Source organism: Amycolatopsis sp. WAC 01375 (genome assembly GCF_003947325.1).
GTDB lineage: Bacteria > Actinomycetota > Actinomycetes > Mycobacteriales > Pseudonocardiaceae > Amycolatopsis.
The window spans coordinates 1-14321 of the sequence record NZ_QHHW01000037.1; the positions used below are offsets into that span (position 1 = coordinate 1).

The following is a 14321-nucleotide window of genomic DNA, read 5'->3' on the forward strand; positions in this document are numbered from 1 at the left end:
AAAGCCCTGGGCCCCCCCCGAAAGGGCCGCGGACGCCGAGCAGCATGCCGAAGGTGCCCGCCATCCCGGTCATCGCGGTGACCGCCGACCAGAGCAGCAGCGTGCCCAGCATCGGCCCCCGGCCGCCGAACCGGTGGGGCGCATGCCGTGGCGGGTCCGCTCGAACAACGGCACCCCGAGCTCCTGTTCGAGGGTGCGGATCTGCCGGGTGACCGCGGGCTGGACCAGGTGCAGCAGCTCGGCCGCGCGGGTCACGCTGCCGACCTCGGCGACCGTCACCAACGCCTTGAGCTGCTTGAAGTCCACCGTCGTCCCTTCGCATCGCGGCGCGGTATGCGCCTATCATGATTCGGTATTTCACATACCGTCTCATCATCGCTCATGATAATCACATGACCGAGGAAGAGACCGCGATCGTCGCGCTCGTGGCCGAGTTCGTGGATCGCGAGGTCCGCCCAGTCGCGCGGGAGCTCGACCATGCGAACACCTATCCCGAGAAGCTCATCGACCAGATGAAGGCGATGGGCGTCTTCGGGCTGGCGGTGCCCGAGCCCTGGGGCGAGACCCAGGTCTCCGCCCAGTGCTACGCGTTGGTCACCGAGGAGCTCGCGCGCGGCTGGATGAGCCTCGCCGGAGCGATGGGCGGCCACACCGTCGTCGCGAAACTCCTTGCCACGTATGGCACACAGGAGCAAAAGGACACCTATCTGCCGAAGATGGCGACCGGCGAGATCCGGGCGACGATGGCGCTCACCGAACCCGGCGGCGGCTCGGACCTGCAGGCGCTGCGCACCACGGCGCGGCGCGACGGCGATGAGTACGTGGTCAACGGCAGCAAGACGTGGATCACCAACGCGCGCCGGTCCCAGCTGGTCGCGTTGCTGTGCAAGACCGATCCCGGCGCCGAACCCGCGCACAAAGGGATCTCCGTGCTGCTGGTGGAGAAGGGACCCGGCTTCCAGGTCTCCCGGGACCTGCCCAAACTCGGCTACAAGGGCGTCGAGAGCTGCGAGCTCTCCTTCGACGACTTCCGGGTCCCGGCCACGGCGTTGCTCGGTGGCGTGGAGGGGCGCGGCTTTGCCCAGATGATGCGGGGCCTGGAGATCGGCCGGATCCAGGTCGCCTGCCGGGCGGTCGGGGTCGGCCGGGCCGCGCTGGAGGATTCCCTGCGCTACGCCCAGGAACGGGAGAGTTTCGGCAAGCCGATCTGGCGGCACCAGTCGATCGGCAACCATCTGGCGAACATGGCGACCAAACTCGAGGCCGCCCGCCAGCTGGTGCACCACGCGGCGCGGCGCTACGACTCGGGCGAACGCGCGGACATGGAGGCGGGGATGGCGAAACTGTTCGCCTCCGAGGCCGCGATGGAGATCGCGCTCGACGCGGTGCGCATCCACGGCGGCTACGGCTACTCGACGGAGTTCGACGTCGAGCGGTACTTCCGCGACGCGCCACTGATGATCGTCGGCGAGGGCACCAACGAGATCCAGCGCGGCGTGATCGCGCGCCAGCTGATCGAACGGCACCGCATCCCGTCCTGAAACCGAGGAAGGCAGTATGCGCCAACCACTCGAGGGAATCACCGTCGTCGCGCTGGAACAGGCCGTCGCCGCGCCGTTCGCCTCGCGCCAGCTCGCCGACCTCGGCGCGCGCGTCATCAAGATCGAACGCCGCGGCGTCGGCGACTTCGCCCGCGACTACGACAGGACCGTGCACGGCCAGTCGAGTTATTTCGTCTGGCTGAACCGGGGCAAGGAAAGCGTCGAACTCGACATCAAGGATCCGGCCGATCGGACGTTGCTCACCACGATGATCGGCCGGGCGGACGTGTTCGTGCAGAACCTGGCGCCCGGCGCGGTGGAACGGCTCGGCCTCGACGCGGTGACGCTGCGCGCGGAGCGTCCGCGGCTGATCCATTGTTCGATCTCGGGCTATGGTCCGGAAGGTCCATATCGGACGAAGAAGGCCTACGATCTGCTGGTGCAGTGCGAAACCGGGCTCGTGATGTCGACCGGCACCCCGGAGACCCCGGCCAAGGCGGGGATCTCGATCGCCGACATCGCCACCGGGATGTACGCCTACAGTGGCGTCCTCACCGCGCTGTACGACCGCGAGCGCACCGGTGAAGGCGCGAGCCTGCACGTCGCGATGATCGACTCGCTCGGCGAATGGATGAGCCAGCCCGCCTATTTCTCCCGGTACGGACAGGAACCAGCGCGCCGGACGGCGGCGGCACACCCGTCGATCTCGCCGTACGGGCCGTACCGCACCGGTGACGACCAGGTCTTCCTGAGTGTCCAAAGTGAACGGGAATGGGTCGTGCTCTGCCGGGACGTCCTGCGACGGGAGGCACTCGTCGAAGACCCGCGTTTCCGGACCAACGACGACCGCGTCGTCAACGACGACGAACTCACCGCGATCCTGGAAGAAGCGTTCAGCGGCCGGACGGCGGACGAGGTCGGAGACCTGCTGGAGCGGGCCGGGATCGCCAACGCCCGGCTGCGGACGCCCGAGCAGTTCACCCGGCATCCGCAGCTGGCCGCGCGAAGCCGCTGGCGTGCGGTGGAAACCCCGGCCGGACCGCTGGAGGCGTTGCTTCCGCCGGTCGAGGTGGCTGGCAGGGAACCGGTCATGGGGCCGGTGCCCGCGCTGGGGGCGCACAACGAGTCGATCCGGGCCGAGTTCGGTGCCGGCGAGGAGGTTCGAACGTGAAGGAAGTCCTGCTGCCCGGCCCCGCGGAGGCGCTGGCGTCGTTGCTCGACGTCGAGATGCCGGATCTGGACAGCGACGGCCTGCCCTTGCTGTGGCACTGGTTCTACCTGCTGGACCGGCCCGCGCAGGCCGATCTGGGTCAGGACGGACATCCGGTGCGCGGCACGATCCCCGCACCGCCGGAACCCGGACGCCGCCGGATGTGGGCGGGCGGACGGGTACGGACGCTCGGCAGGCTGCGGTGCGGACTGTCCGCCACCCGACATACGGAAGTGCTTTCCGTGCAGGAGAAACAGGGCCGCACCGGACGGCTGACCTTCGTCGTCACCCGCCACCAGATCGTCCAGGACGGCGAAGTCGTGGTCGAAGAGGAGCAGGACATCGTCTATCGCGACGCCGCTTCCCGGCCTGTCGAGGTGGCCACCGGGGAGCCGGAAGTGTCGGCGGCCGAAGACGAATGGGCGATCGACGTCTCGCCGACGCTGCTGTTCCGCTTCTCCGCGTTGACCTACAACGCGCACCGCATCCACTACGACCGCGACTACGCCCGCGATGTCGAAGGCTATCCGGGGCTGCTGACCCACGGGCCGTTGCAGGCGCTCGCGATGGCCGAAGCCGCCAGGCGGCAGGGGAGCGGCGGGCGGCTGGCGTTCGACTACCGCCTCGTCTCGCCCCTGTTCGACCATCAGGGCATGGTCGTCCTGGCCGAAGCCGGAAGTGACGAGACCGTCACCGCCGTCCGAGATCGCCATGGACGGCGGACCGCGACCGGAACGGTGCGGAGCCTCGGCCGATGAACGCTCTCCTCGCCGGTGCGAAGACCTTCCTGTTCGTCCCCGGGCACCGGCCGGACCGGTTCGCCAAGGCCGCGGCCAGCGGCGCCGACGTCGTGATCCTCGACCTGGAAGACGCCGTCGCGCCGGATCGGAAAGAGGCCGCGCGCGAACACGTCCGGACGTGGCTGGCGGACGGCCATCAGGCGGTCGTCCGGCTCAACGCGGCCGGAACCGGTTGGTATCACGAGGATGTGGCGAGCGTCGGGCGCGCGCTCGCGGTGATGCTCCCCAAGGCAGAGGACCGCGCCGAGATCGATTCCCTCGCCGGGCGGCTGCCCGGAGTCCCGATCCTGCCGCTGGTGGAAACGGCGGCCGGGATCGCGAACGCGCTCGCGGTCTGCGCCGCGGACGCGGTGGTGCGGCCCGCCTTCGGCAGCGTCGACCTCGCCGCGCAGCTGGGTGTCGATCATCGTTCGCACGAGGCGTTGCGGTACGCGCGATCCGCGCTCGTCATCGCCGCGGCGGCCGCGGGCGGGGCGGCTCCGATCGACGGCGTCACCACGGCACTCGACGACGAGGCCGCGCTCGCCGCGGACCTCGATCACGCGAAGACCCTCGGGTTCACCGGGAAACTCTGCGTGCATCCCCGCCAAGTGGCCGCCGCGAATCGTGGGCTGGCTCCTTCGGAAAGCGAGATCGAGTGGGCGCGGGGCGTGGTCGCGCTCGCCGGGGACGGCTCGGTGGCCGTGGCGGACGGCCAGATGGTGGACAGACCGATCGAAGCACGGGCCAGGGCGATCCTCGGGCGCGCGGGTGAGCCATTCCGACCAGCTGGATGAGGCCAATGTGCCCTGGTAGTTCCCACCGGGTGGCGGTAGCGTTCGGCGAGCGGACTTTTCGTTACGGGTGAACGGAAAAGAGACGTGGTCCCATGCACGAACCGTTGGTGACGGAATTCGCGACCACCGATCCGGAACAGGCATGTGCGCTGATCGCCGAGGCTTACCGCGACAACCGCTTACGGGTGCGGGGCACAGTCGAAAACTACCGTTTCGAGCACAACCGTTGTGATCTCGGGGACGTGCATTTCGACTTCCTGCACAACACGCTGACCACGGAAGTCGTCGTCGAGCCGTTGGGCAGAGTCGTGCTGCTGCGCGTGCTGGACGGTGAGCTGGAGATCGATGACGGCGTCAGTGACCGCAGGTTCGGTGCCGGAGACGTGTTCGTCGGCCCGCACCCTGGTCACGATTACCGGACGGGCATGCACTGCGCGCGGCTGCAGGTCATCGGCATCGATCTGTCGTTGTTCACCGGGATCGACCCGGCGCAGGACGGCAGGTCTATCGAGCGGTTGTGCTACGAGCCTGTGCGCATGGAGAAGGCACAGCGATGGCGCAGGACGGTCGAGTACATGACCGGGTTGCTCTCCGAACCGGGCGTGGAGAACGGTCCGCTGGTGCTCGGGGCGGCGGGGCGGCTGATGGCCGCCATGGCTCTCGACACCTTCACCACGGGCACAGGTGACGACCGCATCGGTGACCGCCGGGACGCCGTTCCGGCCACCGTGCGCCGGGGGATCGCGTTCCTGGAGGCGAATCCGGACCTCGACCTCGGCGTCGCCGACATCGCCCATGCCTGCCGGGTATCGGTGCGTGCCCTGCAACTGGCGTTCCGGCGGTATCTGGACACCACCCCCATGGCCTATCTGCGCAACGTCCGGCTGCACCAGGCCAGGACCGAACTCCGCGACGCCGACCCCGGGGGAGACACAACGGTGACCGGTGTCGCGGCGAAATGGGGTTTCCTGGACGGCAGCCGGTTCAGCGCGCAGTACCGGGCGGCCTTCGGGGAGTCGCCCAGCGAAACTTTGCGCAAGCGGTGAAGTTCGTTTTTGTCGGTGCGGTTCTGCGTTTTCGCCGGTAGACCGTGGCCGCCGGGTCCGGTTCACTGGGTTCAGGCTCACTGGCAGTGCCCGGCCCCCGCCTGCTGGTGCGCCGAAACGGGCCGGCCGGCCGGTTCCTATCGAGGCGCCGCGATTCCGTCGTACATGACCCGCCGGATCGCCCGGCTCATCGTGGCCTGCCTTTCCGGTGACGGGTCGCGCAGTTCGGACAGGATCGACGCGAGGATCATCCCGTTGATCGCGCGGGCGGTGGAGTCGACGTCCAGGTCCTCGTGCAGATAGCCGAGGCGGACGCCATGATGCAGGTAGCCGGCGGTCAGCTCGGCGGCGGTCTCGTAGAAGTCGAGCACCCGTTCGCGCATCTCGGCGTCGATGCCCGCCGCTTCGAGCAGGAGGAAGCGGGCCATCCGCGGGTCGCCGCCGAAGATCCGGGCGAGCGCCTCCCCGATCCGCGCGCTCTGTTTGCGGTACTCGGCGAGGCTGTTGACCGCGTCCGGCGCGTTGTCCGCGGCCAGCGCGCCGACCACCTTTTCGACCAGGTCCGTGATGACGTGGTCGACGATGTCCCGTTTGTTCTGGAAGTACCGGTAGAAGGTGCCGTGCCCGATGCCCAGCCGTGCGGCGATGTCGGCGATCCCGGTCGCGTGGTAGCCGCGTTCGGCGAAGCAGTCGAACGCGGTCTCCACGATCTCGCGCCGTAGTTCCTGTTTCTTCCGTGCGGCCCTGCTGACCGGGGTCTCCGTCGTCATTCCGTCAGCTTATTGCCTGACGCGTTCAAATGACATACCGTTCCGGAAATGACACGTCATTCCGCGAGGGCGCTGGTGCTCGGCTGCGGCGGAACCCTGGGGTTCGCCTGGACGGCCGCCGTCCTCGACGCGCTGCACGCCGAAGCGGGGTGGGATCCCCGCGAGGCGGACATCCTGGTCGGGACCTCCGCGGGCGCCGAAGCGGCGGCGATGCTCGGGTCCGGCATTCCGGCGAAGGCGATCCTCGACGCGGTAGCCGGCGCGCCCGGTGGAGACGCCGTCGTCGCCGCGCACGTCCAGCGGGTGCCGAACCGCTTCCCGCCGCTGCCGTCTCCGCGCTGGCCCGCGGCCGGGCTGGTCCGGGCCGCGCTGCGCCGGGACGTCGACACGCTCGCCGGTCTCGCGGGCTTTCTGCCTCGTGGCAGGGGAAACGCCGGCCGGCTCCGCGAGCTCGGGGACGCGCTGGCACCCGGCGGCTGGGTCCCGCATCCCGCGACCTGGCTGGTGGCCTCGGATTCGGCGGGTGACCGGGTCGCCCTCGGCTCCCCGGACGCGCCGCCCGCCCGCCTCGGCGAGGCGATCGCCGCCTCCTGGGCGATCCCCGGCTGGTTCCCGCCGTCCGTTGTGGACGGACGGCCGCTGCTCGACGGCGGGACGGTTTCCCCGACGTCGGCCGACCTCCTGCTGGGGCACGATGTCGGCGAGGTCGTGCTGGTCGCGCCGATGAGCAGCGAAGGCGGGGCTCCGGCACGCGGTCCGGCCCGGCTGGAACGCCTGCTGCGGACGGCGATGACCAGGCGCGTGGACGACGAGGCGCGACGGCTGCGCGCGGCCGGTGTCCGGGTGGTCCGGATCGAACCGGGACCGGCCGATCTCGCCGCCATGGGCGCCAACTTCATGGACGGACGGCGGCGGGAACACGTGCTCACCACGGCGTTACGGACGGCGCCGGGTCTGGTCGCCGACGCCTTCGAACGAGAGGGAGTGCGCGCATGAGCAAGTACCCGGATCTCGACCTCGACGGGGCACACGTGGCGATCACCGGTGCGGGCCAGGGCATCGGCCGCGCGACCGCGGAACGCATGGCCGCCGTCGGGGCGCGCGTGTCCATCGGCGATCTGGACCTCGAAGCCGCGAAGCGCACCGCCGCCGGGTTCGGTGGGACAGCGCATCACCTCGACGTCGCCGACCCGGCCTCCTTCGCCGCTTTTCTCGGTGACGCCGAACAGGCGAACGGGCCGCTCGCGGTGCTCGTCAACAACGCCGGGATCATGCCCAACGGCGGTTTCCTCGACCTCTCCGACGCCCTGAACCGGGCGACCATGGAAGTCAACGTCTTCGGCGTGGTCCACGGAATGCGGTTTGCCCTGCCCGGAATGCTGGAGCGCGGACGCGGCCACATCGTCAACGTCGCGTCGCTGGCCGGGAAGTTCCCGGTCAAAGGGCTGGCGATCTACAACGCCAGCAAATTCGCCGTCGTCGGGCTGACCGCGGCGACGCGCCTGGAGTACGCGCCGCACGGCGTGAGCGTCTCCGCCGTGCTGCCGTCGGCGGTCGACACCGCCCTCGCCTCAGGGCTCGACATGCGGCCGATCCCGAAGGTGAAACCGGGCAGGATCGCCGACGCCGTCGTGGCTTCCGTTCGCACCCGGGCCGCGGAGATCGCCGTGCCCGGTTACGTCGGCGCGCTCGCCACCCTCGCGGCCGTGACACCCGAGCCCGCGCTCAACGCCTTCCGTCGGCTGATGAGGGACGACCGGGCTCTGCGCCCCGATTCACCGGAGCGGGACGGCTACCGCGCCCGCCTCCATCAGGACACCCAGCGGGAGGAAAACGCATGAACGCGCAGTACGACGCCGTCGTCGTCGGAGCCGGTTTCGGCGGGATGGGCGCGGCGATCCAGCTCAACCGCCTCGGCTACGACAACCTGCTCATCCTCGAACGCGAGTCCGGCCTCGGCGGCACGTGGCATGTGAACCGCTATCCCGGCCTGGCCGTCGACATCCCGTCGGCCACCTACTCGTACTCGTTCGAGCCGAACCCGCACTGGTCTCGGCTCTTCGCGCCAGGTGCGGAACTCAAGCGGTATGCCGAGCACGTCGCGGACAAATACCGGCTGCGGCGATACATGCGGTTCGGCTCGGTGGTCACCGGCGCGGTCTGGGACGAGGCGAAGGCGCACTGGACGGTCTCCCTCACCGAGGGTGGGCCGGTCACCGCCAAGTACCTCCTCACCGCGACAGGATTCCTTTCGCAGCCCAAGAAACCCGACATCGCCGGGATCGGCACCTTCGGCGGCAAGGTCATCCACACCACGGCCTGGGACGACGACTACGACCTCGCGGGCAAGCGAGTGGCCGTGATCGGCACGGGCGCGACAGCGGTCCAGCTGATCCCCGAGATCGCGAAGATCGCGCGGGAACTGACCGTGTACCAGCGGACACCGATCTGGGTGAGCCCGAAACTGGACTTCCCGGTGCCCAAGGCCGTCCGCCGCGCGTTCGCCGCCGTCCCGTTCACCCAGCGGGCCGCCCGGCTGACCGGGACCGCGCTGCTGGAACTGATGATGGTCTCCGGTGTCCTGCACTACAAGCAGCTGCCGATGGCGAACCGGCTCGGCAAGCTGTGGTGCCGGGCGCATCTGCGCCGTCAGGTGCGGGATCCGGGGCTGCGCGCGGAACTGACACCGCGCTATTCCTTCGGTTGCAAGCGGCCGACGTTCTCCAATGAGTACTACCCGGCCTTCACCAAGGACCACGTGCACCTGGAGACGACTTCCATCGCGAAGATCGACGAGACCGGCATCGAGACCACCGACGGCGGGCGGCGGGAGATCGACGTCCTGGTGCTGGCGACCGGATTCGATTTGTGGGAGGCGAACTTCCCGGCGATCGAGATCATCGGCCGCGACGGCCGGAATCTCGGGAAGTGGTGGCGGGAGAACCGGTTCCAGGCCTACGAGGGCGTCGCGATCCCCAAGTTCCCGAACTTCGTTTCGCTCAACAGCCCGTATTCCTACTCCGGGCTGTCCTATTTCACCACCATCGAGACGCAGATGCGGCATATGGACCGGCTCTTCGGCGCGATGCGGCGGCGCGGCGCGACCGAGTTCGAAGTCACGCAGGAGGCCAACGACGCGTTCCTCGACCGGATGACCGAACGCCTCGGCGACTCGATCTTCGCCCTCGGGAACTGCGCCCCGGCGAACAGCTACTACTTCAACCCGCACGGGGAGGCGACCCTGCTCCGGCCGTCCTCCACGCTGAACGCCATCAAGGAGGCGGGGAGTTTCCCGCTCGAGGACTACACCTTCGCCTAGCGGTCAAGGGGTGCCGGGACCCCGCGCGGTCCCGGCACCCGTCGCGTTTACTGCCTGCGGAGCCGGAGTGTGACGGCCGCGCCCGCCGCGGCGAGGAAGACCGCGCCGAGTGCGTACGGCCACCACGGCACCGAGTTGTCGCCCACCGGGGAGGCACCATAACCGCCGGCGGCACCGGTGCGGTCGTAGGTCGAGCCGGGCAGCTTGTCGCCGTAGCGGCCCTGCAAGGCCTCGCGGTAGGCGGCGAGCGTCATCTTCTCGCCGGTCTTCGCGACCGAGGAGCCGTCGAGGACCGTCACGGTGTCCCCGTCGACGGAGTACCAGGCGCCCGCCTGCGGTTCGCTCAGGAGGTAGCCCCTGCCTGCCTGCGCCGCGAGGCGCTTTTCGACGTCACCCGAGGCGACGTTGTAGACCGACCAGCCCGAGCCCTCGCGCTGCGACCACACGGTCGCCGCGTCACCGTTGCCGAGGGTGGCGGGTGTGGCGACGTAGGCGAGTTCGGCGGGGACGGAGGACGTGCCGGAGATGAAGGCCGCGGTCGGCTGGTAGACCGCCACCGGTGTCCGCGGATCCGCCTTCGCGGTCCTGGCCGCGATGGCCGTGTCCGCCTTGGCGGCACCGGGGAAAACCGCCTTGGCGAGCCGCTGGGTGGTCGCGTCACTGGTGACCACAGTGGACACCGCGGCGAGGTCGGCGGCGGTGGGCGCGCCGCTGGGGGCGTCGGCGGCGGAGGCTTGGCCGCCGAGCGCGAGTGACAGTCCGAGGGCGAGGATCGTGGCGCCGAGGAAGGTTCGCTTCATGGTTTCAGTCCTTGATCCCGTAGACGGTGTGGGTCCAGGTGAACGAGTTGTTGGACCGGTAGGCGTTGTAGCTCATCTGGTTGTAGCGGGGGCTCGAGCCCCACGGGTCGCCGTAGTAGACCGTCGTCGCGCCGTTCGTGTTGTCGTAGCCGTAGAGCACGTGCATGTGGCCGCCGCCGTTGCGCCAGCCGATCCGGGTGCCGATCGGCTGCCGCGCGTCGACCTGGCCCTTGATGGAGGCGAAGCTCAACGTCTGGCCGGAGGAGCTGTAGCTGCCGACGTTGCTGAACCCGAGCCAGCGGAACACGCGCTGCTGATCGCTGAGGTAACCCTGGTTGTTCGCGCAATCCGTACCGGACTCGTTGTGCGCGACCTGGCAGAACTTCGTCTGCGTCAGGCTGTGCCCCCACCAGGCGGCGATGGTGTTGCCGCTGGCGTCCCAGCACCAGTTGCTCTTCTCCTGTGCCTGCATCTTGATCGGGATCGTGGTGGCGGCCGTGGTGGCGGGCGCCGCGGCGGCGGGCGCCTGCAGGGCGACCATCGCGGCGACACCGGCGCAGGCCGTGGCCAGCCCGCGCCTGAATGAGGTCTTCACCGTCGGAACACTCCTAACTGGATGGTCGGACGCGAAACACGCGCGGGCGGCTACCCGACGGAACAAGTGGGGACTTCGGCTACCCGACTGGGTGGCCGACCGGCGCGAGCAGGGGACTTGCGCTGTGACGAAGTGACAGAGGGGCACTGCGAACAGACTGAGATTCACCCTCTGGTGGATCCCGTGGCAAGGTTCGCGGCAATACCTAAGGGTCCGTATTACCGCCGCGCGGCTCCGTGTCACCGCGGGTCGGCGTCGCCCGATCGAGTTAACGACGCGGGAAGCTCGTGACTCCGGTGGTGTGGACCAGCGGAAAGCCTGCGGCCCGTGGTGACTGTTCGTGTTCCCGCCTTTCGGCGGGTGTCCGATCGGTATGGTCCCGAGCATGCCGACGAGCGGTGCGGCATCGGTGTTCGTGGCCCGCGACACCGAATTGGCCGAACTGGTGCGCGTCGCCTCGTGCCCGCCGTCGGTCGCCGTCGTCGAGGGTGAACCGGGTGTGGGCCGGAGCCGTCTGCTCGAAGAACTGGTCGCCCACCCCGGGATCGCGTCACGCGTGGTCTGGTCCACCCGATGTGTTCCCTTCGCCCGGCCGTGCCGGTTGGCGCCCTTGGTCGACGCGTTGCTGGGGAGCGGCGCCGTGGCCGCCGCCCACGCGGCGGAGTTCTCCCCGGTGACCGGCGTCCTGCGGCGGCTGATCCCCGAATGGTCTTCGTGGCTGCCGCCGTTCCCCGAGAACGCCGACGACGGCACCGTCCGGCAACAGGAGTTCCGGGCCGTTCGCGAAGTGCTGACCGGCTGCGGTCCGGCGGTGCTGGTCCTCGACGACGTCCACGCCGCCGACGACGACACGTGGGAGTTCCTGCGTGGGCTCGCGGCGTCCCCGGCGACGTCGCTGAGCGTGGTGGTCAGCGCGGTTGCGTGTGGTCCCAGGCGATTCCCGCCGCTGCCCGGAACCGCCGCGCAGCTGTCACTTCGGGCGTTCAGCGCCGTCCAGGTGCGGACGCTGCTGGACGTTTCCTTCGGCCGCTGTGCGCCGGATTTCGCCGAGGCGGCGCACCGGCGGACGTCCGGGATCGCCGTCGATCTGACGGCTCTGGTCCAAAGCACCAGTGAGGCGCTCCCGGCGACCGTGCCGCCGGTCGTGCGGAGCCGGGTCGCCGGGCTGATGGCGGCGATCGGCCCGGCCGCGCGGGACGTCGTCAGCGCGGCCGCGGTGCTGGGATCGCCTGCCGGGGAACCGGAGCTGGGCGCTGTCGCGGCATCGTCGGCCGGGGAGATCTCCGGCGCGGTCACCGAAGCCGTGGAAACGGGACTGCTGCGTGATCTCGGCCGCGGCCGGTACGTCTCGGGAAGTCCGCTCATCGGTGAAGCCGTCTACGCCTTGCTCCCCGGGCCTCAGCGGTGCGCGATGCACGAACGCGCCGCCGCCCGGCTCGCCGCTGACGACGAACCCATCGCGTCGCTCGTCGCCCGCCACGCGCGGCTTGCGGGTGACCTCGCCGAATGGACACAGTGGACCGGCGTCGCGGTCGACAACGCCATCGAAGACGGCCGGACCGAGGAAGCGGGTCGTCTGCTCGAAGCGGCTTTGCGGGACGCGGAGCTGCCGTGGGCCGCGCGCGAGTCGTTCGCCGTCCGGCTGGGGAGGGAACTTCCGCGCAGCATCGCCCACGCGGGCACGGTCCGGCTGCTGCGGGAGATCCTGCGCGAATGGCCGCTGAGCAAGGCCGCGCGTGGCGAGATCCGGGTCAATCTCGGGCAGGTGCTGATCAACCAGGTGGGCAAGGTCGACGCGGGCAGGCTCGAGATCGAACTGGGCGCGGCCGATCTCGGGAGGCGGCAGGCGCTGCTCGCCAGGGGCTTGGTCACCCTGGCCCTGCCGCATATCGGAACCGTCCCGGTGGAGGAGAACCTCCGCTGGCTCGACCAGGCCGAGCAGATGAGCAAGGGGGAACACGACGCGGGAGTGCTCGCCGCGATCGCCGCCAACCGGCTTTCGGCGCGGATGCAGATCGCGGATCCGGGGGTGTGGCAGGACATCGCCGACCTGCCACCCGTGCCCGAGTCGGCCGAGGTCTGCCGCCAGGTGGCCCGCACCTACATCAACCTGGCCGACGCGGTGGCGTGGAACGGGCATTACCCCGTCGCGCGGGCGTACCTCACGACCGCGCGATGGCTGATCCGCGACGATCACCAGCCCTATCTCGACGCGCTGGCCGACGGCACGGAACTGCGCCTGGACCTCGCGATGGGGGAGTGGGCGAGCGTCACGGAGAAGGCGCGGGCGATGCTGACCCGGGTCGACAAGGACAGCTCGCTGGCGGCCGAGCCGCTGCTCGTGCTCGGCTGGTACGAGTACGGGCAACACCGGCCGGCGGCGGCGCTGCGCAGTTTCGACGCGGCGTTCGCGCTTTCCGCGGGAAGCGTCCCGGTGCAGGCTTCCGCCTACGCTGGTCGCGTCGCGGTCCATCAGGCGGGCAAAGACCTGCAGGCGGCCCTGCGCCTGGCGGAATACGGCCTGGAAATCGTGCGCCGCAAGAACAATTGGCTCTGGGCGGCCGAACTGATGCCGTTCGCCGTGCGCACCATGCTCGGGCTGGGGCAGCACGTCGAGGCGCGAGAGCTGCTCGGCGAGTATCGGCAAGGCATCGACGGCAAGGACGCCCCCGTCGCGAACGCTTCGGCGCTGCTGTGCCGGGGGTTGCTCACCCAGTCACGGGGCGAGATACTGCCCGCCGGTGATCTGCTGCTCGGTGCCGCGCAGGCGTACTACGCGCTGCCCCTTCCGTATTTCGCCGCCTACGCCGACGAACTCGCGGCCGGATGCTTCGCCGAAGCCGGGGATCTGGCACGCGCCGTCGCTTCCTTCACCACCGCGGAGACGGCGTACGCGAGCCTCGGCGCCGCTGTGGACGCGCTCCGCTGCCGCCGGTCACTGCGTCGCTGTGATCCGGAGATGCCCCGGCGCGGCCGCAAGGGGTACGGCGAAGCGTTGTCGCCGAGGGAACTCGAAGTCGCCAGACTCGCCGCCCGGAACCTCACGAACCGGGAGATCGGCGAGCGGCTGTTCCTCTCGCCGCGGACGGTCGAAATCCACATCGGACGGGCGCTGCGCAAGTTGGGCCTCCCGTCGCGCACCGTGCTGACCGAAGAGCGGCTTGAGGGGTTGACCGTGAAGGAACCGGGACGTTAGTTGTTTCGATTGCAGATCCGTGAGGGCCTCCTTCCTCAAGTATCTGAAGGACTCCAGCCGGGCGCTCACGTGAGTGGTCGCGGTCCGTGGGGATGTCGTGAAGCAGCCGCCCGCTCATCCTCGCCACTCACGACCACCTTGGCTCGGCCCGTGCCACGGCAGACTCGCTCACCCGCCACCAGCCGACGAACTCGATCTTCACGCCGGGGGACGGGCTTGACTTCAAGGTAAGCCAACCCTTAGTTTCCCCCTATAACTTTCCATCGGT

13 protein-coding genes are annotated in these 14321 nt (G+C 69.6%); 9 read left to right on the forward strand and 4 right to left on the reverse strand.

Annotated features, from left to right (window positions below; genetic code table 11):
- Positions 1-69 precede the first annotated feature (69 nt).
- A complete protein-coding gene (locus DL991_RS43885; protein WP_305016700.1) occupies positions 70-306 on the reverse strand; it encodes a LysR family transcriptional regulator in 237 nt (78 codons plus the stop codon).
- An 86-nt stretch (positions 307-392) separates the two neighbouring features.
- Between DL991_RS43885 and DL991_RS26025 the strand changes: the two genes are divergently transcribed.
- From DL991_RS26025 to DL991_RS26045, 5 genes are all read left to right on the forward strand, one after another.
- The gene (locus DL991_RS26025) at positions 393-1541 is read left to right on the forward strand and encodes an acyl-CoA dehydrogenase family protein (protein ID WP_125786979.1); all 1149 of its coding nucleotides are present in this window, start codon (positions 393-395) and stop codon (positions 1539-1541) included.
- 16 nt (positions 1542-1557) lie between these two features.
- On the forward strand, positions 1558-2712 hold the full coding sequence (locus DL991_RS26030) for a CaiB/BaiF CoA-transferase family protein (protein WP_125786980.1): 1155 nt from the start codon (positions 1558-1560) through the stop codon (positions 2710-2712).
- Complete coding sequence (locus DL991_RS26035) at positions 2709-3509, forward strand: MaoC family dehydratase N-terminal domain-containing protein (RefSeq protein WP_125786981.1); 801 nt, start codon at positions 2709-2711, stop codon at positions 3507-3509. Before DL991_RS26030 ends, DL991_RS26035 begins: the two co-directional genes overlap by 4 nt.
- A complete protein-coding gene (locus DL991_RS26040) occupies positions 3506-4327 on the forward strand; it encodes a CoA ester lyase (RefSeq protein ID WP_125786982.1) in 822 nt (273 codons plus the stop codon). The genes DL991_RS26035 and DL991_RS26040 overlap by 4 nt, the downstream gene beginning before the upstream one ends.
- A gap of 92 nt (positions 4328-4419) precedes the next feature.
- The gene (locus DL991_RS26045) at positions 4420-5373 is read left to right on the forward strand and encodes a helix-turn-helix transcriptional regulator (protein ID WP_125786983.1); all 954 of its coding nucleotides are present in this window, start codon (positions 4420-4422) and stop codon (positions 5371-5373) included.
- Between the two features lie 137 nt (positions 5374-5510).
- On the opposite strand, the gene DL991_RS26050 is transcribed toward DL991_RS26045, so the two are convergent.
- A complete protein-coding gene (locus DL991_RS26050; protein WP_125786984.1) occupies positions 5511-6143 on the reverse strand; it encodes a TetR/AcrR family transcriptional regulator in 633 nt (210 codons plus the stop codon).
- 48 nt (positions 6144-6191) lie between these two features.
- Here DL991_RS26050 and DL991_RS26055 point away from each other — a divergent pair, with 48 nt between their 5' ends.
- Genes DL991_RS26055 through DL991_RS26065 form a run of 3 tightly spaced genes read left to right on the forward strand, consistent with a single transcriptional unit; the run spans position 6192 to position 9462 of the window.
- Positions 6192-7139, forward strand: a complete 948-nt coding sequence (locus DL991_RS26055; protein WP_233598985.1) for a patatin-like phospholipase family protein — start codon at positions 6192-6194, stop codon at positions 7137-7139.
- Entirely contained in the window at positions 7136-7984 is an 849-nt protein-coding gene (locus DL991_RS26060; RefSeq protein ID WP_125786985.1) for an SDR family oxidoreductase, read from the forward strand. Before DL991_RS26055 ends, DL991_RS26060 begins: the two co-directional genes overlap by 4 nt.
- A complete protein-coding gene (locus DL991_RS26065; RefSeq protein WP_125786986.1) occupies positions 7981-9462 on the forward strand; it encodes an NAD(P)/FAD-dependent oxidoreductase in 1482 nt (493 codons plus the stop codon). The genes DL991_RS26060 and DL991_RS26065 overlap by 4 nt, the downstream gene beginning before the upstream one ends.
- 47 nt (positions 9463-9509) lie before the next feature.
- Here DL991_RS26065 and DL991_RS26070 read toward each other — a convergent pair whose 3' ends face one another.
- Together DL991_RS26070 and DL991_RS26075 are read right to left on the reverse strand one after the other, a co-directional pair.
- Positions 9510-10262 carry a hypothetical protein gene (locus tag DL991_RS26070; protein WP_125786987.1) on the reverse strand — a complete coding sequence of 251 codons (753 nt, stop codon included), beginning with the start codon at positions 10260-10262 and terminating at the stop codon, positions 9510-9512.
- 4 nt (positions 10263-10266) lie between these two features.
- Positions 10267-10857, reverse strand: coding sequence for a papain-like cysteine protease family protein (locus DL991_RS26075; protein WP_125786988.1), 591 nt, complete (start codon positions 10855-10857; stop codon positions 10267-10269).
- A 385-nt stretch (positions 10858-11242) separates the two neighbouring features.
- On the opposite strand from DL991_RS26075, the gene DL991_RS26080 reads away from it, so the two are divergent.
- Complete coding sequence (locus tag DL991_RS26080) at positions 11243-14053, forward strand: AAA family ATPase (protein WP_233598986.1); 2811 nt, start codon at positions 11243-11245, stop codon at positions 14051-14053.
- Positions 14054-14321: the final 268 nt, after the last annotated feature.

Coding starts and splice junctions, on each gene's coding strand:
- DL991_RS26025 (WP_125786979.1), top strand. CDS start 393: ATGACCGAGGAAGAGACCGCGATCGTCGCGCTCGTGGCCGAGTTCGTG.
- DL991_RS26030 (WP_125786980.1), top strand. CDS start 1,558: ATGCGCCAACCACTCGAGGGAATCACCGTCGTCGCGCTGGAACAGGCC.
- DL991_RS26040 (WP_125786982.1), top strand. CDS start 3,506: ATGAACGCTCTCCTCGCCGGTGCGAAGACCTTCCTGTTCGTCCCCGGG.
- DL991_RS26045 (WP_125786983.1), top strand. CDS start 4,420: ATGCACGAACCGTTGGTGACGGAATTCGCGACCACCGATCCGGAACAG.
- DL991_RS26050 (WP_125786984.1), bottom strand. CDS start 6,143: ATGACGACGGAGACCCCGGTCAGCAGGGCCGCACGGAAGAAACAGGAA.
- DL991_RS26055 (WP_233598985.1), top strand. CDS start 6,192: ATGACACGTCATTCCGCGAGGGCGCTGGTGCTCGGCTGCGGCGGAACC.
- DL991_RS26060 (WP_125786985.1), top strand. CDS start 7,136: ATGAGCAAGTACCCGGATCTCGACCTCGACGGGGCACACGTGGCGATC.
- DL991_RS26065 (WP_125786986.1), top strand. CDS start 7,981: ATGAACGCGCAGTACGACGCCGTCGTCGTCGGAGCCGGTTTCGGCGGG.
- DL991_RS26070 (WP_125786987.1), bottom strand. CDS start 10,262: ATGAAGCGAACCTTCCTCGGCGCCACGATCCTCGCCCTCGGACTGTCA.
- DL991_RS26080 (WP_233598986.1), top strand. CDS start 11,243: ATGCCGACGAGCGGTGCGGCATCGGTGTTCGTGGCCCGCGACACCGAA.